Origin of the sequence: Stieleria bergensis, assembly GCA_007745635.1 — a bacterium.
GTDB classification, from domain to species: Bacteria; Planctomycetota; Planctomycetia; order Pirellulales; family Pirellulaceae; genus Stieleria; species Stieleria bergensis.
This window is the reverse complement of the sequence record CP036272.1, coordinates 935,081-956,631: the sequence shown is the minus strand read 5'-3', so window position 1 is coordinate 956,631 and position 21,551 is coordinate 935,081. Positions and strand designations below refer to the sequence as shown.

Here is a 21,551-nt window from a genome sequence, read left to right as displayed (position 1 = left end):
GAGAGGCGCGGGACTGTCCCCGTGAAAAAAATGCTAGCATGCAATCCGACGAAGTAATGAGAGGCGCGGGACTGTCCCCGTGAAAGAAATGCTAGCATGCAATCCGACGAAATGAGAGGCGCGGGACTGTCCCCGTGAAAGAAATGCTAGCAAGCAATCCGACGAAATGAGAGGCACGGGACTGTCCCCGTGAAAGAAATGCTAGCACGCAAACCGACGAAGTGACTCTCACCCCCAACCAGAAATGAAGCGTCGCAACATTCCATCACTCAGCCACTTTTGCGAAGACTACAATCTGGCATGCCACGACGTGATCTTGAATGCAAGCGTTCGTCCAGCCCGCCCCGCCTCACCACCCCCTCACCCATGATGGACCACCCCGATTACCAACGAGATGAAGTCATCTCACTCATCAAAACTCCTCCCCCCGGTTGCACCCTCCACGTCGATGGCGATGGCCTGACCCTCCGCGCCTCCATACGCTCACTGAAAACCGGACTGGTCGCTCTGGGAATGGCCGTCTTCTGGAACGGGATCGTTTCCGTCTTCGTCAGCGCCGCCCTTGCCGGCATCTACTTCAACCTCCTCGGCCCCTTACCCAAAGACGCTCCCATCCCCGGCCTGGTCAATGGCGTGCCCATCATGAACGATGAACCGATGGGCTGGGGTAGCACAATCTTTCTCTGTGTCTTCCTCATTCCCTTCGTCGCTATCGGAATCGCCATCCTCTTCGCTACTCTCATGTCTTTTGCCGGCATGATCAAAATTCAACTCCGCGAAGATGACTGCTCAGTCGCTACCGGAGCATTTGGGATCATGCGAAAAAGACGCTTTGACCCTCAGCAAGTCTCCACCATCGAACGCCGGAAAACAGGCGCCCGGTCCCGACACAATGCTTCAGAGGAACTGTACCTTCGCGCTGATAAAGAAATCACCGTCGGCTCTGAACTGAACGACACATCCAGACAATGGCTACACACCCTCTTGCAACAAACCCTACTCTCAGACCCGACAACACGCCAATCCTATGGTCTACCAAGTATGAACTGGCTGAAGTGAAGCCTTAACCAACACAGAACTACATTCCAGCAATCGCATCTCGAATCTTCGCAATCACGTCTTCGCCCAAATCACTGAGCATAGGCAGCAGCCCACCCGTCTTGGCAATCCCCGCTTCTGCAACAGCATGATGCAACACTCGAATCGGACTGTACTCGTTCCGTAGATCCTCCAACGGCAAAAAGTATCTCCGAATCGCCTCCGCAAGCTCCCAGTCTTGAGCCTTGATGGCCTGAAGCATCTCCATGCTTTTCTCCGGACGCACACACACACAACCGCTGGTAAATCCAGTGATCCCAAAGTCTCGCAAATGCACAATCGCTGGCTGCTCCCCAATGCCACTGACCATTCGCTCCGACGGAAAGATCTCGCACAACTCTTTTAAGTAGTCGTCTTGCCCCGGATCATCTAAGACAACCGCGTACTTGATCCAAGAAATCACACCATCCTGCTCCAGTGCCGCAACTAGATCCGGTGACAACCACCGATCAAACTTTAAATACAGCACCAACGGCTTTCCCAATCGTTCCGCCAATCGACGAACCCCACTGGCAATTCCCTGCTGATCAACCACATCTCGCGAAGGAAGCAACATCGCCGTTCCATACTCGCGCTCCTTCAAGACATCAACCTGATCAACAGCCAACCCATACGCCGGGCCAATCGAAGGCACCACGGTTGTCTGGCCACCGGTGATCTGGGCAAGCATATCAAGCGCCGCAGCATACTCGCTCAGGCGCATGTGATAAAACACTGCATTCCCACCATACAGCAGAGAACGCACCCCGCCGCGTTCAATATGCTGGACAATCCTGGCATTCTCCTCCGCCGAAATCACCCCCTGCTGATCTCGAGCAAGCGGTGGAACAGCAAACACGCTGGTCGCCAAATGACTAGGTTCAAATTCCGCGTTCAACATATCGTTCTAACACTCAACCATTCGAATCACAAAAACAGGCAACCCTAACAACTCGCACCTACTTGCTCTCTGGATGCAAACCGGCGATCGGCATCCGAACCGAATAAACCCCCGTTCGAGCAGTGACATACATGGTCTGCCAATCTTCGCCACCAAAGCAAACGTTGGCCGGTTGCTGAGGAAACGAAACAACACCCAAAAACTCACCCGCTGGCGAACAAATCTGCACGCCCAGATGCGTGGTAATATACACGTTGCCTTGAATATCTAAAACGATCCCGTCGGCACCTGTCTCACTTTTCCCTGCCGGTTGCTTGAGATCACAAAACTTCTTCGCAGAAGACAGCTTCCCAGGCCCAAGCACTTGATAAACAAGCATCTTGGACTGCTTGCTAGGACAGACATAGAGCTGTTTCCCATCAGGTGACAAACCAATCCCATTGGGCGCCGCCAAATCCTCGGTCACACGAGAAACCGTCCCATCAACGGCAATGTAATAAACAAATTGGCCGCCCTGAGGCAAAGGCTGAGGAGCTCGAAACAAAGGATCAGTGAAATAAATCCCTCCCGCTTGGTCAACCACCAAGTCATTCGGAGCGTTGAAGCGAGCCCCCGCATACTCAGACGCCAGCTTCGTTGCCTTTGCCGATGCTAAATCATATTGAACCACTTGGCCTGCCATTTGACATCCCAACACCCGCCCGTGAGCATCAATCAAAATCCCATTATTGAACTTCGAGTCATCGGTAAAGACGGTGATCTTGCCATCCAACCCAACTCGGTGAATCGTCGCATTAGGAATGTCACTAAACAGAAGCGTCCCTGTTTCTGCATGCCATGCCGGGCCTTCGGTAAAAGCGTAGCCCTCACCAACGACCTGCACTTCACCAATCGGCTCAATGGGTTCCGCCGCCCGCACATTACTGCAGTTCAACAAACCCATCCCCACAAGACACACCAAACATGACAACGCTTTCATCGATTGTTTCCTCAATGTAACCCAACGACTAAACAGCTAGGACAAAAACTCAGATCGCAGATGTTCAAACAATTCCAAGACCGGTCGCACAGTCCCCACTGGATCAATCACACCCGAATGCGGTTCAACGTGTGGTTCAGCATCCGACCAACCATCCCAAACCACTCCATGCACCAACTGCTTGGCCAACAAGGTTCGTAAGATTGGCCCGGCAGTCTGCAATTGTGCGGCAGCCAACTCGGCTTTGTTCTGCCCACTCACATTCGCTTCGTTCTGAATGATCGAATGCGGATCAGCACCAACGTCACCGGGAATAGCTAGCTGAACGAGAATCGGTAAACCCAACGTCGCCCAACGATCAATCATGGCGCCAAAGTCCATCGCCGATCGCGCCGCCGTACTGTGTTCCGCATAGTTTAATCGAACATCCAAACCAATTCCGGCTAACCCCAACCCACTGCGAGCCAGTGCATCCGCAAAATGCAAAGGCGAAATGCCATTGGGACGCCGAGCCAAGTATTCGCCAAAGGGCTGATCAAAGGAAAACACAGCCGGCGTATTGGGTGCGCAGCGACGAACCGTCTGCAATATCGCAATCGCCAAACGCATGATTTGCTCCTCGTCTAAATCCAGACCGCTAAGCGTATTTAACGAACTGGCGCAGTTCCAAAGATGAACCGAATTTTGATAGCGAGTCACAACTCGTTCGATGTATTCGGTGACGGAGTTCACCAAGCCATCGAAATTGTCTTCAATCAAGTACAACCAAGGCGGCAACATTTGACGCCGAAAATCAATCAATGGACCAGCAATCACGCGCAGGCCACGTTCACTACACCACTGAATGGTTTGATCGCCGGGCTGATGCGCGTACTTCCCTGCCTCACGCTCAATCAATCCCCAGTTCAAACGAACCGCGACACTGTTGAAAGCACTGCCAAAGCGATCCACCAACAGTGATCCTGTTGGCGAAGGAGGAATCACACTCGCGGCCAGCAAGGTACCGAGCTGCGACTCACGATGTTTGCGAAACGCAATCGACTGCAAAGCAAACGATTCTCCAAGATCTGAAATTGCCGACTCTAAGGTATTGATCGCCAACAAAGCGTGCTGAGAACACGCCGCCGAATCGTGTTTGACCTGCATCGCATCAAGCAACTGCGAGGTCCCGCGTTGCAACAAATCACCGAATCGATCGCTTGTTTGCAAGCCAGCACGTTGCCAGATACTACTTTGATCTCGAACACGTTGACAACTGCCACGCGCCAGTTCTAACAACAAATGATACGGTGGCTGATCGGAAGCCAACGCACAGGTTGACAACAAACGATACCCGACACCTTTTATGGGCAAGCTGAGATGAAGCTTGCCAGAAGCTCGCAGCGGACGGCGAATTGTTAACAAGCCATCTTGCACGGAATTACTACATTCCCATGGCACGCCTTCCACGCCACAAATGTACGCGTCTCGCCACTTGGACTGGGCCAAGAGCGAGATCGAATCAGAGGGGACAGCAAACTGAAATTGTCCCATAAGTGCCTGAATCCGTTATCGTAAAAAACTACAGCCTCGTTCGTCTCAATGATCGTCTGAATTCTACCGCTCAATGAACAATCTCGCGAGCAGGCACCTTGCCGATCCCAAACAGTTTCTGCGCTTACCAGTACGACTGGCTTTTCCGCTACAACCCGCCTAAATCCAACAGCATTGCGACCACGGGGCCGCCCCAAAAAGCCCCAACGCCCCCAAAAAAACTCTACGACAAACCTCCTGCAAAACGGCGGCTCACCGGCACCGCCAAGTGCAGGTTGCCGAATGTCCTTTTTTGCCGGACAATACGGTCCAATTCAACTGCCGGGCCGTTGCCCCCCGCAGCCTCACTGGACCGTCTCTTCCTTCCGAGCCCATCGTGAACGCAGACTCTCAACAAGCCAGCCAAGAACTTTACCAATTCGACGAGGCCGGCGCCCTGCTCAGCACGCAACTGCCCTTGCCCAGGAAAAGCGGCAAAGTCCGTGACCTTTACGATCTCGGCGATCGCTTCCTGGTGGTGAGCACCGACCGCATCAGCGCTTTCGACTACATTCTGCCCTGCGGGATCCCTGACAAAGGCAAACTGTTAACTCAAATGAGTCGCTTCTGGTTTGAGTTTCTCAACGTGCGACATCATCTGATCTCCTGCGAAGTCCCAGCAGAAATCAGCGAACAGTTCGACACCACTCCTCTGACCGACCGCATCATGGTGGTCGAAAAAGCGTCTGTGATTCCGTTCGAGTGCGTGGCTCGAGGGTACCTGGAAGGCAGCGGCTGGCGCGAGTACCAAGCCACTGAAATGATCTGCGGTGAAAAACTACCACCAGGCCTCGTGCAGTGCAGCAAGCTACCAGAAGCCATCTACACCCCGGCAACAAAAGCAGAAGAAGGACACGATGAAAACGTCCCCTTGCAACGCATGATCACGGACGTTGGCGAATCGCTTGCCAATGACCTCAAGCAACGCACGCTGGAGATCTATCAGAAAGCAGCAGCACACGCGGCGAGCCGAGGCATCATCATCGCCGACACCAAGTTCGAATTCGGACACGTGGGCGATGAAATCGTGCTGATTGACGAAGTCCTCACACCTGACTCGTCGCGTTTCTGGGATGCATCGGTCTACACCCAGGGACACGCCCAACCTTCGTACGACAAACAATTTGTGCGTGAATGGCTGGCCGCGTCAGACTGGGACCTGAACAGTCCGCCTCCAGTATTGCCGAATGACATCATTGCCCAAACGGCAGCCAAATACAAAGAGGCGTTCGATCGGCTGACCAGCTAAGACGGCGACTAAGCCAACTTGCAGTGATTCAAAATCTCGTCAGCGCCAGCTCGATAGCCAACATAGAAGGGCCCAAATTCCGCGTACTTGGCACTGGCGACATCGAAACGCATCTTATAGACGATGTCTTTTAAGTAATCCGGATTGCGCGACCACAGGGTGACCATCCACTCCCAATCGTCCAGCCCAACCCCGACAGTAATCAACTGCGAAACCTTACCGGCAAACGCTATCCCGCTCTGTGCATGCTCAGCCATCATGCTATTGCGATCACTGAATGTCTCAGTGAACCAGTTGGCTCCCGGCACGCGACTCTTGTTCATCGGATAGAAGCACGCCGCTGGCCAGTCTGGAAACTCCGGACGCAAACGCTGCTCGTTCATCATCGGCAACCGACGCTCATAAGCAGCGATCTTGGCATCTAGCTCCGGTGACCCCTCAACTGCGCCCTCAGCAATCAAACGCTTCCGGTAGCGCTCAATCGTCGGTACATACTCACTGACTTCGCTGATCGACACGAACGACCAAGTGCCTTCAACGTATTGCCCAAGCGGTGGAGCGACCAAAGACTGATGCACCGAATCCACAACCGCTGGATCGGGATCCATCACGATGACAGCAAAATCCACCTCGTGACCGCTAATCCAATAGCTGGCGATTCGCTGCGGCATGGCATCACCTTGCGGTGACAATGCTTGCCGGAATGCCTCGACCGCTTGCGGCCCCAACCCTTCGGACATTGCCTCACGACGGAAGCGATAAAAGTAGTGCCCGCAGTGCCAACCATTCAGAGGAATCGTCGATGGTTCGGGCAACGGTTCACTGTGCGGATTGGGTCGTCCATTCATCGTGCTGTCTGCTCACAAAAGGCTGCCAAAACGAAATGCAATAACTTCGAGACCAACCGTACCAGACCGGCAACAACGCCCCAACACGGTGGTGGCCACATTCTACCGACTCCCCATTCGGTCGAGCAGCGGAGGGATGAGGTTTTCCATCGATTCATGGCGCGAAACCCACCCCCATCAAGCCTCGCAAACAATCACCCCGCCAACGACTACCAGGCCTCATGGCAATCTCTGCCAATCAACTTAGCCTTGCCAGTTGATCCAAAGACTCGGTCGCACTGACTTCGACCACGCCAAATGTCGCGTAATTTTCTTTGTCTACCAATCCCCCCCCCATACAATAACCTCTGCAGAGGGGACAGCAACGCTGTTTGAAACCGAGGTGAACGACCGCACACTGACGACCGTTTGGTTCATCTGGCAACGGCCTGCTGATTTTGATAAACGTGTTTCACGACATCCCGTCCACGATGCCTCCGCACTGGAATCGCGTCAACGAGACGAGACTCGACACGTTTCACCTAATTTTTTGCACCGCCATCAGGCTAAGATTCGCAGGATTTTCCGTTTCTGCGGTCGTGTAAAGAGCCCTGACAATCGCTTGGCATGAAACGGAATCGACTCCCAAAAAACCGGAAACAATGGGACGAACCAGCCGAATCGACCAAGCAAACTGCCCCAATACACCAATCGTTGACTGGCACGACACCCAAAATGGGTTGTTGATCTTTGAGGGTTTATCCGAATGAGCATGCAAACAAAAAACCGCTTAGGGAAACTAGTCGCCAATGGCGATGTTCGTTTCGATGCCCCAACAAGCCATCGACCTGGAAGCAAGGAAGCCGCCACGATGCAACGCAGAACTTTTCTCTCTCTTCTCGGCTCGGCCGCAGCGATCACCACGACGTCGCGAGCCTCGGCCAAACCACCCGCGATGCACGAACCAGTGCATCGAGTCGTCAGTGTGCGAACACCGAAAGTCGAAAAATCGGCGCTCGAACATGGTATCGAACTGGCTCGCAAGAGTCTCAAGACCTGCCAGACACAACTCACTGACTACACCGCCGTGCTCGTCAAACGCGAACGCGTCGGCGGTACTCTGGGACCACATGAATACATGAGCGCCAAGGTCCGGCCGCGAAAGATCTCCAATGGCCAAGTCACACAACCATTGAGCGTGTACTTGGGGTTCCTGAAACCATCGACAGTCAAGGGCCGCGAAGTCATTTACGTCGAAGGGCAAAATAACGGCAAACTGGTCGCTCACGAAGGCGGCATCAAAGGACGCTTCCTGCCAACGGTCAACCTCAGCCCAACCGGACCGCTGGCCATGCGTGGCCAACGCTATCCGCTGACTGAGATCGGCTTGCAGAACCTGCTGGTCAAACTGATCGAGCGTGGCGAGCAAGCCAAACAATTCCCCGATGTCTCAGCAACGATCGAAGAAAACAAGGTCGTCGCCGATCGTCGCTGCAGCATTCTGACAGTCACTCAACCCACCAAACGTCCGGAACTGGATTTCTACCAAGCCAAAGTGTTCATGGATGATGAACTGGGGCTTCCATTCCGTTACGTCGCTTACGATTGGCCACGACATGACTCCCAAGAGAAGCTGGAAGTGATCGAAGAGTACACTTACCTGAACTTGAAAGTGAACGTTGGCCTGGCCGACGCAGACTTCGATGCCGACAACGCAAACTATAACTTCTAAGCAAAGGCTCGCTTCGCTGTGAAGCGCGAAACGCTACGGCTGCATCCGCCCACGATGGCAACTGCAGCCGACGCCTTGACCAAATGCAGCAGAGCCACTGACGCCTGCTGCATTGCCTCCAGGTGACTGCCAATAGAACTGCGGCCTTGGCTGGCCACTGCCCAGCCGATTCATGCGATCCGCTTCGTAGACATTGCCGTTGGCAACCACGAATTGAATCTTCTCGCTGTCGCGGATGTCCTTCATGGGATCAGCTCCCTTTTGAATGATCACAAGGTCCGCGAGCTTGCCTTGACGGACCGAACCCAAGTCTTCGTCCAAGCCCAGATACTTGGCGCCCAAAAGTGTTCCACAGCGCAACGCCTGCTGGGGCGTCATCCCACCCTGAACGAAGCTCCACATCTCCCAGTGCGTGCAAAGCCCCGCTAATTGGCCGTGCCCTCCAGCCTGAACGAGACCGCCCTGATCGACAACCTGCTTGGCAATGCCAGCCACCTTGATGTGATTGAAGTCTTCCAGCGGTGACTTTTGCCGCCTGCGAGAACGAGGGTTCAAGACCTGTGGTGGTATGAACGATTGCAAACGCGGATGCAGCCAAAGATCATCGATCTGGTACCAATACTGTTCACCTGACAGCCCGCCGTAGGCAACATTCAAAGTCGGCGTGTAACCGACCCCGGTGTCCTTCCAAAGATCCATGACATCTTGATACGCAACCTGCACCGGCAATGTATGCTCAATCCCAGTGTGCCCATCGACAATCATGGACATGTTGTGCTGAAAGGTCGAACCGCCTTCGGGGACAACCATCATTTCCAACTCACGGGCTGCGGCTAAAACCTGCTGCCGCTGATCGCGCCGAGGCTGATTGTAACTTTTCACAGTAAACGCCCCCACAGCCTTCATCCGCCGCAAATGGAAACGCGCGTCTTCAAGTGAATTGACCTCGACATGGCTGGCTCCAGTCGCACCGTAAAGGATCTTGCCGGTGGAAAATGTCCGCGGTGCCGTAATCACACCAGCCTTTGTCATTTCACTGGCAGCAAAAATACTATGCGTGTCATTACTGGGATCGTGAATCGTTGTCACACCGAACGCCAAACGAGCTAGGTCGACCCAGTTTTGCTGAGGCGTGATTCCACTGGTAGCCTGCCCACCATGAGCATGTGTGTCGACGAAGCCGGGTAAAACAACAGCCCCCTCAAGATCAATCTTCATGGCATCATCCGGGAGACTCACAGCACCCTTCTTCCCCACCGCAACAATGCGATTGCCTTCAATCAAGACCGTACCGTTTTCAATCACACCCTGCTTGTCCATGGTGACGATCTTTCCCCCAATCAACGCAACGGTCGTTTCGGGCTTTGCATGCGGATGATCAAATCCGATCGCCGTTTCGGTGACAGGACGTTCAGCGGCTTCTTTTTCGCCGCCCATCAATTGCTGCATCGCACCGGCAACGTCGCACTGATAAAGCTTCGGCCCCAAGGACCAATTCAATTGCTGACCGGCATGCGAGAAATGGATAAAGTCACCCGCATGCTGACTCACCCTGGCGACGGGCAGTCCCTTGGTCGCCGGACCAATCCGAATCGGTTCGGGAGTTCTCAATAGCGGAGCGAGATACACATTGAAACGCTCAATCAACGCAATGGAATTTCCATCCGGCGAGACCGCATAGTCGGTGGCCCAGGTGCTAATGAAATGGTCTTGCGAGTCACTGCCATCAAGCTTGACGGAGAACAACGTGGTGTTATCGGACTCCTTTTCAGGCGATCGACGGGTCAAGAAAACTCGATCGCTGCCCGAACCAAACTGTGGGCTAGCCCCAGAGCGACGAATCAACTTTGGCTCGGGCGACTGATCCCCCGCAGGACGAACTGGAACCCAATAGATTCCCGTGTCACCCGACCACAAGGGCGAACGCAAGTGGCCGCCGCCTACGCGTTGATAAACCACCTTCGTTCCATCGGGTGAAAAAACAGGCGTGATGTAATGCCCTGGACGATGACTGACCACCCAGGATTCCTGGCTGTCTTGACCGGTCGAAGCGACGCGAATTGTCCCCAACTTCTGATCGTCCCAAGTTGAATAGACCACGTACTTGCCGTCGGATGAGAAACTTGGATTGAACTCGAAGTGATCCGTTTGAGTCGTCAAACGTCGCGGCTTTCCATCGGGCAATTCACGCACGTAGATGTACCCAAGTGCGTTGAATGCCACCTGATCACCACCTGGTGAAACACGAACACCGCGCAGCATCTTGACGGGGAAACTGTCTTGCCCGACTGCAATGGGAAAACGTACCGCGGGCTGGACCTTTCGTTGGTCGCGAATGCGAAAGGGGATCTCTGTGACTTCCTTTGTCTGAATGTCAAGACGATGAATTTTGCCACGTGCCCAGAAGACAATCGACTCACCATCAGGCGTAAAATCAAACGCGGTGTACACCCCATGAATCGCCCACGCCTCTTGCATGTCCCGCTCCAGATCGTCATGCAATAAAGTGACAGCCCCAGACTGCAAGTCATAGAGGTGCAAACCAGTCTTCACACCGACGCGTCTGACAAAGGCAAGTGACTTTCCATCCGGTGACGCGATGGGCCGGCAAGCTCCACCGGCACCGCGAATCAAGGTGTCCGTCCGTCGCTCTTTCAGATCCAAACGCTTGATGGCATAGATGCCTTGATGCGAGTCCTTGTCGTATTCAAAGCTGTCTCCCGAACTGACATCTTCGCTGTAATACAAGTAACGCCCATCGGGAGAAAACACGGGCTCATTGACGTCCTTTTGATCGGTCGGACGCTTGGTCAACTGAATCCCAGCGGTGGCTCCGGACTTCACAGCGTCGACATGAAACATCCACATCTCGCCAGCGCCCAACGAGCGACGACTGGTGAAGTGCTTACGCCCAACAAGATACTGTCCATCGGGATGCCAAACCGGGTGACAAATCAGGCGATAGCTCTCCTGGGTCACTTGCACCGGATCACTGCCATCTCGATTGAACACCCACAAATTGTCGCCGGCCTTGCCCTGCTCACCCACGCGATCACTCGCAAACGCGATGCGCTTGCCGTCGGGACTATAACGGGGCTGCATTTCCCAAGCCACGCTCTTAGTCAGATTCTCGGGAAACTTGCCCCCGGTCGCCCTACTGCCATCGGCGCCATCAATCGGCATTTCATAAATGTCGCCCAGCAAGTCAAAAACGATGAACCGTCCGTCAGGACTGACGTCCAAATTCATCCACGTGCCAGTGTCGCAATCAATAGTCTGCTTTCGACTCGGACCGGGAGCTGACTCAACATCCCACTGGTCAGACTCCGCTTCGGTGGCTTCCTCGTCGGCCGCGACCAGCGACGATGAGACAACCGGCAGAAGAAGCAAGCTGGCCAGCAACAAGCTGACCCATCGCATACTGGCCAATCGCATACCACAGAAATTTTTCTGCATCAGTCGGGATCGATACGGCAACAGAGACACTCGGCCAGACGAAGACTGCCACATGGTGTTAAATCAATAAGAGAGTCGGGAAACAGAAGTTGCTCTAGGTTCAGCATGATACCGCAACTGGACGATGCAAGCACCTGCACCCGATTTTTCAGATCATCCAAATTGATTCTCGCCAGGCAGGATCCTGCTCAGCCAGTACGCGCTCAGCCAGTGCGCGAACAGACAAACACATCAGCGAGCAAACGCCCTCTCCACAACCTGTCTGCGAACCCGCTTGGCGACCCTTGGTAGAAACGCGAGCACCATGTGACAGTCCATTAAAAAAGCCGGCACACGGGCCGGCTTTTTCGATTTCAACGGGAATCAACTGATGGCTCAGGAAGCGGCACCAGGATAACGCTGCTGCAACTCTTGGCGAGCGGCGGCAGCTCGCTCCGGGTGACCAACCTTTGGCCACAGTTCGACAAGACGCTTCAAGGCCACAATGTGTGCATCGGTCTGGCCAGAGTACATCAAGTGCGTGTGCAAGTAGGCGAGGATCGCTCCCTCAAGATCACCATTGGCTTCATAGCTAGCGCCTTGAGCGTTGTAGACCTTGGCACTCATTTCGATATCGGTTTGATTGAGCTCACCAATCAATTCGCTGGCCAGCTTCAAGCCTTCGGCACCCTTTCCAGATCGAGACATCGCGACCGCACTAGCGGCTTTGGCAAGATTCTTTAAACGCAGCCCCTCAGTGGACTGGACCTTCACGGCAGCCACTTTATCCAGCATTGCGATCGCCGCGTCATTGTCACCCTTCTCCATCGTCACGACAGCCACCAGGTACTCGCCAAGCATCTTCGTTTCGATTGCAGCTGCATTCCGTAGCGCGCCGTAGTACTTATTTGCCGCGTCATAGTTCTTGATCGAAAGAGCCAGGTCACCCAACAGCCGCGCCATGGCATAAAAGTGGAACGAATCAGGATTCGCGGTAACCAGCTTGATTCCCTGTCCGGCAACCGTTTCTCGACTTTGGCGACCGGCGAGAGCGAGGTTGGCATTTGATGCAAACGTATAAAACGCCAGATCGACATTGATCACCTCACGATAATCTTTGCCCTTGTCGACTTCCTCAAGCTCCTTCAGCGCGTTCTCGTATTGCCCGTCGGCATACAAATCGCGAGCTCGTGTCAGCCCAGCAGGATCGCCACCGAAATTGATTTTACGAATCTTGCTGGATGGGATGTTCTTGGTATTCCCGCCAACCTTAACGGCCACGCCATCCTTCGAAATTCCTTCGAGCGAGCCACGCGTCGCAGAAGCGACACCGTACTCATAAATGGAATCGACCTGCGCCGAAGCTTCCTGGACGCAGAGGCACAGCGTGAACAAGGTGCAAAGTGAGGGGGCTAGCAGTCGCATTGCAGGCATCTTCATGGATCGATCGTAATGGTAAACAGAGAGAAGGTGATAGGGGTTTCATCAAACTCGAGGCGTTCAAGGCGAGCAGCTCGAACCGAGCCGCTCACCCATCAGGGCCAATTGCCGTTACTTTGGCAAACCAACCGGTTGCTCCTTGAGTTCTTTCTGACAAGCTTTGAGCAGTGCGTCGTATTTCGCTTTCTGCTGCGGCCCGCCCAGTTCCGGGCGTCGGCTGGCAAGGTTCAGAATCAGATCTTTCGCTTGCTTGATTTCCTTGGTGCTTTTCCTACAAACGCCCATTTGGTACAGACACGCAAAGACATGGTATCGGGAGTCATAAAACGCCTTCTCCAAGGTCTCACTTTGACTCATCTGCTGAGAGGTTCGCTGACTGATTTTTTGCCAGCCCCAAACCGACTCTCGCTTTTTGTTGGTCTGCCCGAGCGAAGCAGTGAACGCTCCCGCGGCGAACTTTGGATTGGTCTTTTTCAGATCCATCCCCCAGCCATAGTAAGTCCGCGCCGCTTCGATCTGAACCTCTAAGGTGGATGGCTTTTCCTTAAGAATCTCGTCATAGGTATCCAAGGCATCCTTCCACTTGCCAGTCAACCGATAGGCTCGACCGAGCTGATACCGAGTCGCGACGCTCTGATCATCCATCCCTTTAAGCGCTTCACTGGCTTGGCCGATCAGCTTCGCCGCTTCGCCAGTGGCGACCATCTCACCTGGCCCCATCAAGGAGACACCTAGATTCAACTGTGTCTCACCAGCCCACCGCAGCGTCGCTGGGTTTGAAGTCGCCTTGCGAACACGATCTAACAGTGTCCGGAAAACGGTGACAAGAGTCGCCTTACGGGCTGCGGACGCGGCATCAAGTTGCTCACTAAAGTCCTGGGCAATCGAGCGATACGTGGACGCCAGACGAGCCTGTGATTCAGGTGCGTTGTAGACCTCCTGCAGTTTTTCCATCGTCGATTCCATGCGATCCAAATACTGACTCGGATCTGGATCAGCAAGCATCTTGCCAACCAATGATTTGAAGACGGCCATGTAAATGTTGCCTGCGGCGGCCGGATCTTGCTCGTCCATGCCTTCTAGCAACGTCAACGGCCCATAGGTTTCATTGTCCAAAACCTCTAAGGCTTTGTTGTAGTCCTTACGCATGACAAGCAAACGTGCCAACGTCGAACCGGCTTGAACCACCTGAGCTGGCTGCAAGCTGCTTTTGTATTCCGCCAATCCCTCAGTCAGCATGGCTTTCGATTTTTCGATCAGTTTGTCTGCCGCTTCGGCATCCCCGTCACGACGCTTCCCGATCGACTCGTTCCAATACAGCATTCCCAGCAGGCGTTTAAAACGGCCGCGTTCGTTGCCGGCATCCATGTTCATGACCAACGCTTCAGCGGCTGGAAAATCGTCCTTTTCCAGCATCAACTGGACCTGCAGGCCTTGAGCCCGCAAGGCGTTGGGATCGTCGGGCCAGGTTTTGGCCAGATAATTGCCAAGCGTCTCCAGCTGCTTTAGCAAACCCGCATTGGAATCAGAAGGCACTTCGCCGAGCAAGTTTTGGATGCTCTGCAGGGCCATCAAACCGCCCTTGAGACCGACATCTGTCCCGGGAGCCGCCCGCGAGAGAAAACTTCCCACGACGACGGCATCTCGATAGCGTTTGACTTGGAACAATCCATAGCTCAGCAAGTGACGCGCTTTATTGATCGATTGCACGTCCGTGTCGGTACGGATCATCGACAAAGCCATGCGCAAGTTCTCAATCGCGACAACATACGAGTCACCAATTTTCTTTTCGAGATCAGTGATCTGCTGCTTATTCCCTTCAGCGTCTTGCTCCTTCATCAACTTGACGGCATCTTGCAAGCCATCAATGGTTGTGAAGATTGTTTCTGCCTTGGCCAAGCCATCGTCGAAATTCTCTGGTGGCTCCGCACTGGGCAAAGCTTCAGCCTCGGTTTCGATGCCCAAGTCAGCCAGCATCGCTTTGGCGTCATCAATGTGAGGTCCTGGAACACTCGATGCATCTCGCAGCAATTCACGAGCCTGTGACTTCGCTCGCGAGATCTCGCCTTTCTTCAAGCTCTCATCTTTTGACTTGGCGATATAAGCCTTGGCGACATCCACCCGAAACTTTTGAACCGCTGGCAAACCACGTTCATTAAGCCGAATGCCGCGAATGAATCCGCTGACTCGATCAATCGCTTCTTGATATTTTTTGGGGTCCTCTTGCAGCTTCATGCGTGAGATGCCAGCGGAGGCCAGATACTTGGATTCGCGAAGTGCGTCGACTTCTGCTTCTTCCAACATTTTCAAATACTGATCGACAGCCTTTCCAGAGTCGCCCATCAACTCGTAGACTTCGCCCATGGGCACGTGTGCGTTGGCTCCCACGGGATACATGCCGTACTTTTTGTTGACATTCTCGAAGCGAGCCAAGGCATCATCTAACTGCGCCTTTCCCTCCTTGGCTGGATCATCAAAGGTTTTCGCCGCTAGCTTCAAGGCATCAGCGGCCAAGTATTGTGAATTCATGTATTCGAAGCGGTACTGTTCACGCAACCGAGCCTTTTCTGGCTCCTGCTGAGTGTTAATGTTCGCCCCTCGCATGGCCTCTAGCTTGGGACGCAAGCTAGCAACAACGCTATCGTAGGTTTTGGCAGAGTTCAGATAACTTTCGCGTGCAGAGACTTTGTCTTCAGCGGAGGGTTCACCTGCCAGCAACTGAGAGGCACGCAGCATTTGCAGCTTGCCCAACTGCAGACGGGCTTCGCTTTGACGCGGGTGATCGCCCTTGCCCAAAAATTCGCTCAGTGCTGTTTCAGCGTTCGCCAAGGCTTCGTTTCGAGGCGCAGAACTGCGTGCTGCAACCGCCATGTCGAAGAAAATGTTCGCTCGCTCAAGCTCTTTGGCACTCACGAAGTCTGGATCCACGCCCGGATAATCGCCCAACCGGTCCAAGTAAGTCAGAGCGGTGTTAAAGTAACCGGTATTGCGTAATTGGCCCATGAAACGCTGAGCAGGCTCGCCAGCGTGAGAGCGCAGACTGCTAGACACCATGCCCGAACTGGCGATCATCACCGCGATCAGAGCAATTGGCTGAACTCCACCAAAGAGGAGCCCAAGGAGTGGTTTCCGGCCAACACCAGTGTGTTGCGGACAATGAAGCCGTGTGAAATCCGTCATACTGCAACGAAGGGAAGAGAGGGATAAGCTAACTGACCAGTCAAAAAACTGGCACAAAGGTCGCAGAACTTAAGTCAAGGCTGCATAATACATCATTCGAGCAAGATTGGGTACTTTACGACGACAAACAGCCTGCCGTCAAACAAAGTTCCTGACTTGCGTCACAGAATCGCCACTGCGTTTTTCAGCACCGGAAATCCTGATCATCATCCGCCCTACTCAATCCTACCCGAACGGGTCGATCTTTGTTCGCCGAATCGCCTTGTTTGGTCAAGCCAAATCGTTCGCTCGAGAGAAAAACACTCCAAGACGATTCGCCGCCAAACACCAACCTAACTCAGCTACCCTCAATTGTAGCGCACGGGTAGCGAAATGCTAGAGAATCACGGGGCTAGAATTCGCCCCATCGAACAAGAATTCGCCAGTGTGAATCAGCATGCGATTCGCGACGCATTCCAAACGCCCCCAAAATCCTGGCGTACCCGCTCGATCACCCTGATCTGCCAAGAAAACCGTCGTCAGACCACCCGATAGAACTTCCCGCTGCCACCTACAGGATTTCGTCAATGCGCATCCCATCTCAGTTTGGCCGCACCAGCCTGTACCCCTCTAACGACCAGGACTCAGGCCGACCCAGCAAACGTCGCTCTGCACCTAAGGCCAAATCATCGACCGGAATCTTGGCCGGCCTGCTAAACGGCGGCGGAGCGACACGGCGAGTGATTCGAATGATGATCGCACTGGCTCTGGTTTTGCTGGTCATGCGGGAGGCCGGTGACCCGGCAATTTACCAAACCTTCTTTGGCTCCGATCAATCCAACTGGGTGGAAATCCCCGTCAGCCAATCAAACACAAATCAAACAGGGACAGTCACCAAGGTCGCTCAAGCCACACCGGTTGCGAATTCAGATCCAGCAACATCCACTGGGCAACAGACGCCCCCAGCCACTTCAGATCAGCCGAACCATACCAACCGCTCCCAACCTCAGTGGCCGGAGGCCACCAACTGGATCGAGTCGCTACCGGTCGAACTGCAAAAGGCTTGGATCCAGGGACTCGTTGACCTTCAACAGCAAGCGTTGCGATCGAGCTCACAACTTGGCCCGTGGCAGGGACTCAACGAAGACCAAATACAGCGTTCGCTCGCCCTGCTAGACGACCTCACTGAAGACGACACCTCCAAAAAGAGGGACAAGATCTCGCAGGCGATCGCCCAGCGCCCTGCTTCGGTCGACCAAACAGAGAACTCGGAAACGACCACTGCATCTGACGCTTCCCCCGACTCGACCGTCAACGACACGACCTACTGGCGAGACAACCAGTGGTGGATCGAGCCAATGATGAAGGCGTTAGACTCCGCTGCTCTGCGCCGAGTCAAGGATGGCACGGTTTGGACCGGCGCCGACTCGGACGCCTTTTATCTGCAACTTTCACAAGCGGGGACACTTCCGGGCGATCAAGGAGACATTGTTGGCACTGTTCAACTGATGCACCAATCGGCAACCTATCAAGGCCAACCCATTCGACTTGAAGGCGGAATCGGGCGTGCTCGACGCATCCCTGCTAAACGCAATGGTCTGGGGATCGAAAACTACTGGGAAATCTGGATGCTGCCCTCCGATGGCGGCAATCGACCGCTCATGCTGCTGACCCCAGAACTGCCCGCGAGTCTGGCAAGTGGCTTAGACGCCGATGGCTCTTGGGATCGCAGTCAATCCCCCCACAACCCAGACGGGCTCTTTGCTGCCACGGGACGTCTGATCAAACGGATTCCCTATCAATCAGCCGCCGGACCTCAGATGGCGGCCGCTGTGATTGGACGTGTCACCGCAACGATGGACGACTCGCAAAAAACGGCCAGCGAATCATCGGCAAACGATGCTGACAAGGGCAACGAACCGCCGTTGCTATTGATGATCGCGGGCTGCATTGCGCTAGGCATCTCAGTGGCGGCCTTCCTGATGTATCGCGCGGGCAATGAACACAAACGCTCTCGCAAATTGCGACGCAACTCCAGCAGCGAATCTCTTGACGGGATCAATGTGCTGGCCGATCACATCGATAACCGCCCGGCAACCACAGAGGAAGCCAAAGTCGACCCCATCGAAGGCATCAATGACCTGGCCAAGGCAGTCGACCGATCCTCTCATCCCCCCGAGTCCGATTCGACCATCTAAGACTGGAAGAAACACGGCTCCTCCCCCACTCATTCGTCGATCCATACTCATGATTGCAAACGTTCGTCTATCCAGCCAAGTCAAGTCACTGATCGCATCCACTCGCCTGATGTTCCTGGTAACGGCCAGTATTCTGCTTGGTGCGATCAGCCCTTGGAGCTCGCCTGACGGTTCACTTCTGGACTGCCCACTGCTGGAGGACTTACTGCCGAAACATTTACTGGGTCCCCAACTTGCTGCCGCTGATTCGGGGCTTGATCTGCTGAGCCAGTTTGACCAGCAGCGCGTTGCCGACTGCTACCCGGTCAACAACAGCGACCAAGTTTCCGAGATTGGCAAACTGCTGTTTCGCTTACAGGCCGCCAGCAAAGAAGATCTCACCAAGCGTTCAGCGCCACTCACAACAACAAGCCAAACCGGCGACATCACTTCCGTCACCGGTCAAATCAGCGCCATCAAACGCTACAAGATCCCAGCCGAGATCGCTCCGTACATCGAGATGGATCAATTCGATCAGTACGAACTGGCTGCTGATGCGTCTTCTGATCCATCAATCAAACAACTGGTCTTCGCCGCTCCGATCAAAGCCAATGTCAGCAAAGGCGACCGTTTCAGTGCCGACGCGATGCTGATTCATTCCACTGCGGACGTCAAGGTTTTTGCGGCCCGATCGTTCACCTGGACGCCTCACAAGCCAGACAACGTCGGCTGGCAAATGCTTAGCCAGCAAGGCGTTGACCTGTCACTCTTATCGGAGATTCAGCAAATTGGCGCCAAACCATTGACCGCCAAAGACGCTGACCTGTTTTACAACATGATTCGCGCAGCGGACGCGGTCGCAACGGAGCAACCCGCCGCGCCAGCGATCACGGAACTGGCAGAGCTACTTAAGTCCCCCAAGGACCTTTCCGGCCACTGGATCAGGATGCCCGTGTCAGTTGTGCGAATCACCAAGGTCATGATCGATTCCGCCGCACGGCGTGACGAAATGGGACAGGACCACTACTATCAAATTGACAGCGTCAGTGACTTGGGCAAAGTGGTCGTGCAAATCCCTCGCCCCAGTGGAGACCCGATCAAGTTGTCCGGACGATACCCGGTTTCAATCGTCAGCAAGACGCTGCCTGAGTTTCTAAAAGCAGACGTCGACGAGGGACGCACCGTAACCACATTGGATTCGCCTGCGTTTGTAAACGCGTTCTTTTATCGGCTGTGGAGTTTTGACAATCAGTTCATGACCGAGCAGGCCGCGGGAAAGCAGGTCGCGCCCCTGCTGATCGCTTCCAAAATGGATCCACGACCATCGCCCAAGGTAAACAAAGACAGCGTCAACGCGCTGGGCTACTTCATGTTCTCCATGGTGCTGCTGATCGTCATTGGCACGGTGTTCTGGACGTGGACCAATCAGCGCAAAGACAAACGCGTGCGTGACCGTTTGGAGAAAGAGACGAAAATTGAGATCCCCAGCGAATCGTGAACCGGCTCACCTGCTAGCGTTCACACCATCTGAACACGCTTGGCAATGAGTTTGCGATGGAACTTGGGGGAATTCGCTGGAATGGAGCAGCGTCCGCGACGCGCCGGGCTGCGTGCTGATTCCTGGGTTCTAAAACCATCCGATCGACCACTCACGCTGCCGCGGCACGTTGTGAGTCGTCCGCCAATCGCCCACCCTCTTGACCATTCCGCTACAGTTGCGACGATGTTTCCTGACCAGGGCGGGTCTGAAATTCACTCGCAGCAACCAGCGTTTTTTCCTGGCTTTTCCACGGCCGCACTTGTCTTGCGGCTGGAATGGGCAGAGAAATCGCAGGACATCGGCGGCTTTCTGGCTGTTCATCGCTAGATTGCTCGGCGGTAGCCGTTTCCGAATCCGGCTTTGTGGGTTAATTTCCCTTGCAATCCATTCCGCTATCTCCTTTCAACCCATTAAAGAAGTCTTATGCGTCGTGCGAAAATCTCAATCATCGGGGCCGGAAATGTTGGTGCAACCTGTGCACATTGGTGCGCAGCAGCCGAATTAGGCGACATCGTTTTGCTGGACATTCCAGCGACCGAAGACATGCCAGCGGGCAAGGCGCTCGACCTGCGTCAAGCATCGCCGATCATGGGATTTGACTCTAGCGTCATCGGGACGACCAGCTATGACGATACCGCAGGCAGCGACGTGATTGTTGTCACCGCTGGGATCCCTCGCAAACCAGGCATGAGCCGCGACGACCTGCTGGCAACCAATGCCAAGATCGTTACAAGCGTGGGCGAGCAAATCAAAGCCACCAGCCCGGATGCCGTTGTCATCGTGGTCAGCAACCCACTGGACGCCATGGTCCAGCAAATGTGGAAGGTCACTGGTTTTGATTCCGCCAAAGTCTGCGGCCAAGCCGGTGTGCTCGACACCGCTCGTTACCGTACTTTCCTGGCCATGGAACTGGGCGTGAGTGTCGAAGACATCAGCGCACTGCTGATGGGCGGACACGGCGACACAATGGTTCCGATCCCAAGCTGCACCAGCGTTGGCGGGATCCCGATCACCCAACTGATCGACCCTGCACGCCTAGAAGAAATCGTTGAACGGACTCGTAAAGGTGGCGCTGAAATCGTCTCCTTGCTGAAGACCGGCAGCGCTTACTACGCACCGGCCGCCGCCTGTGCACAGATGGTTGAAGCCGTCGTCAAGGACAAGAAACGCTGCATTCCCGTCGCGGCACTTTGCCACGATGAATACAACGTTGGTGGCTACTACGTGGGCGTCCCAGCCATCATGGGCACCGGCGGTGTTGAAAAGATCATCGAACTGAGCTTGACCGAAAGCGAAACCGCTGACTTCCAGAACAGCGTTGACGCTGTCAAAAGCCTAGTCGCCACCATGGACGAACTGCTCGCCAACGGCTAGTCCGGCTCGTGAATCGATCCTTTAACGCGATCCACTGCTCTGATCTTGGCGACGGCTTGACCGAGCGTCCCAAGCCTCTCCTTCAGAGC

General features: G+C 54.4%; 13 protein-coding genes. 6 read left to right on the top strand and 7 right to left on the bottom strand.

Annotated elements, in window-relative coordinates; genetic code table 11:
• Positions 1-366: 366 nt before the first annotated feature.
• Positions 367-1,059, top strand: coding sequence for a hypothetical protein (locus SV7mr_RS03080; RefSeq protein ID WP_419188025.1), 693 nt, complete (start codon positions 367-369; stop codon positions 1,057-1,059).
• A gap of 19 nt (positions 1,060-1,078) precedes the next feature.
• On the opposite strand, the gene SV7mr_RS03075 is transcribed toward SV7mr_RS03080, so the two are convergent.
• Genes SV7mr_RS03075 through SV7mr_RS03065 form a run of 3 tightly spaced genes read right to left on the bottom strand, consistent with a single transcriptional unit; the run spans position 1,079 to position 4,490 of the window.
• Positions 1,079-1,978, bottom strand: coding sequence for a dihydrodipicolinate synthase family protein (locus SV7mr_RS03075; RefSeq protein WP_145269112.1), 900 nt, complete (start codon positions 1,976-1,978; stop codon positions 1,079-1,081).
• Between the two features lie 58 nt (positions 1,979-2,036).
• Positions 2,037-2,957: an SMP-30/gluconolactonase/LRE family protein gene (locus tag SV7mr_RS03070; protein WP_145269110.1), complete on the bottom strand. Its 921-nt coding sequence runs from the start codon at positions 2,955-2,957 to the stop codon at positions 2,037-2,039.
• 36 nt (positions 2,958-2,993) lie between these two features.
• Positions 2,994-4,490, bottom strand: a complete 1,497-nt coding sequence (locus SV7mr_RS03065) for an endo-1,4-beta-xylanase (protein ID WP_145269108.1) — start codon at positions 4,488-4,490, stop codon at positions 2,994-2,996.
• A 376-nt stretch (positions 4,491-4,866) separates the two neighbouring features.
• On the opposite strand from SV7mr_RS03065, the gene SV7mr_RS03060 reads away from it, so the two are divergent.
• A complete protein-coding gene (locus SV7mr_RS03060) occupies positions 4,867-5,778 on the top strand; it encodes a phosphoribosylaminoimidazolesuccinocarboxamide synthase (RefSeq protein WP_145269106.1) in 912 nt (303 codons plus the stop codon).
• An 8-nt stretch (positions 5,779-5,786) separates the two neighbouring features.
• On the opposite strand, the gene hemQ is transcribed toward SV7mr_RS03060, so the two are convergent.
• A complete protein-coding gene (hemQ, locus tag SV7mr_RS03055) occupies positions 5,787-6,626 on the bottom strand; it encodes a hydrogen peroxide-dependent heme synthase (protein ID WP_419188023.1) in 840 nt (279 codons plus the stop codon).
• 850 nt (positions 6,627-7,476) lie between these two features.
• On the opposite strand from hemQ, the gene SV7mr_RS03050 reads away from it, so the two are divergent.
• The gene (locus SV7mr_RS03050) at positions 7,477-8,337 is read left to right on the top strand and encodes a DUF1571 domain-containing protein (RefSeq protein ID WP_145269104.1); all 861 of its coding nucleotides are present in this window, start codon (positions 7,477-7,479) and stop codon (positions 8,335-8,337) included.
• 33 nt (positions 8,338-8,370) lie between these two features.
• On the opposite strand, the gene SV7mr_RS03045 is transcribed toward SV7mr_RS03050, so the two are convergent.
• The 3 genes from SV7mr_RS03045 to SV7mr_RS03035 form a co-directional block, all read right to left on the bottom strand.
• Positions 8,371-11,847 carry an amidohydrolase family protein gene (locus SV7mr_RS03045; protein ID WP_419188022.1) on the bottom strand — a complete coding sequence of 1,159 codons (3,477 nt, stop codon included), beginning with the start codon at positions 11,845-11,847 and terminating at the stop codon, positions 8,371-8,373.
• Positions 11,848-12,168: 321 nt separating this feature from the next.
• Positions 12,169-13,212 carry a tetratricopeptide repeat protein gene (locus tag SV7mr_RS03040; RefSeq protein ID WP_145269102.1) on the bottom strand — a complete coding sequence of 348 codons (1,044 nt, stop codon included), beginning with the start codon at positions 13,210-13,212 and terminating at the stop codon, positions 12,169-12,171.
• A gap of 111 nt (positions 13,213-13,323) precedes the next feature.
• Positions 13,324-16,284 carry a tetratricopeptide repeat protein gene (locus SV7mr_RS03035; protein WP_419188021.1) on the bottom strand — a complete coding sequence of 987 codons (2,961 nt, stop codon included), beginning with the start codon at positions 16,282-16,284 and terminating at the stop codon, positions 13,324-13,326.
• A gap of 674 nt (positions 16,285-16,958) precedes the next feature.
• Between SV7mr_RS03035 and SV7mr_RS03030 the strand changes: the two genes are divergently transcribed.
• The 3 genes from SV7mr_RS03030 (at position 16,959) to mdh (ending at position 21,462) form a co-directional block, all read left to right on the top strand.
• Positions 16,959-18,569, top strand: a complete 1,611-nt coding sequence (locus tag SV7mr_RS03030) for a hypothetical protein (protein ID WP_145269098.1) — start codon at positions 16,959-16,961, stop codon at positions 18,567-18,569.
• Between the two features lie 49 nt (positions 18,570-18,618).
• A complete protein-coding gene (locus SV7mr_RS03025; protein ID WP_145269096.1) occupies positions 18,619-20,046 on the top strand; it encodes a hypothetical protein in 1,428 nt (475 codons plus the stop codon).
• 465 nt (positions 20,047-20,511) lie between these two features.
• A complete protein-coding gene (gene mdh, locus SV7mr_RS03020; RefSeq protein WP_145269094.1) occupies positions 20,512-21,462 on the top strand; it encodes a malate dehydrogenase in 951 nt (316 codons plus the stop codon).
• Positions 21,463-21,551 lie beyond the last annotated feature (89 nt).

Coding starts and splice junctions, on each gene's coding strand:
- SV7mr_RS03035 (WP_419188021.1), bottom strand. CDS start 16,284: ATGATCGCCAGTTCGGGCATGGTGTCTAGCAGTCTGCGCTCTCACGCT.
- SV7mr_RS03070 (WP_145269110.1), bottom strand. CDS start 2,957: ATGAAAGCGTTGTCATGTTTGGTGTGTCTTGTGGGGATGGGTTTGTTG.
- hemQ (WP_419188023.1), bottom strand. CDS start 6,626: ATGAATGGACGACCCAATCCGCACAGTGAACCGTTGCCCGAACCATCG.
- mdh (WP_145269094.1), top strand. CDS start 20,512: ATGCGTCGTGCGAAAATCTCAATCATCGGGGCCGGAAATGTTGGTGCA.
- SV7mr_RS03080 (WP_419188025.1), top strand. CDS start 367: ATGATGGACCACCCCGATTACCAACGAGATGAAGTCATCTCACTCATC.
- SV7mr_RS03030 (WP_145269098.1), top strand. CDS start 16,959: ATGCGCATCCCATCTCAGTTTGGCCGCACCAGCCTGTACCCCTCTAAC.
- SV7mr_RS03040 (WP_145269102.1), bottom strand. CDS start 13,212: ATGAAGATGCCTGCAATGCGACTGCTAGCCCCCTCACTTTGCACCTTG.
- SV7mr_RS03075 (WP_145269112.1), bottom strand. CDS start 1,978: ATGTTGAACGCGGAATTTGAACCTAGTCATTTGGCGACCAGCGTGTTT.
- SV7mr_RS03065 (WP_145269108.1), bottom strand. CDS start 4,490: ATGGGACAATTTCAGTTTGCTGTCCCCTCTGATTCGATCTCGCTCTTG.
- SV7mr_RS03045 (WP_419188022.1), bottom strand. CDS start 11,847: ATGTGGCAGTCTTCGTCTGGCCGAGTGTCTCTGTTGCCGTATCGATCC.
- SV7mr_RS03050 (WP_145269104.1), top strand. CDS start 7,477: ATGCAACGCAGAACTTTTCTCTCTCTTCTCGGCTCGGCCGCAGCGATC.
- SV7mr_RS03025 (WP_145269096.1), top strand. CDS start 18,619: ATGATTGCAAACGTTCGTCTATCCAGCCAAGTCAAGTCACTGATCGCA.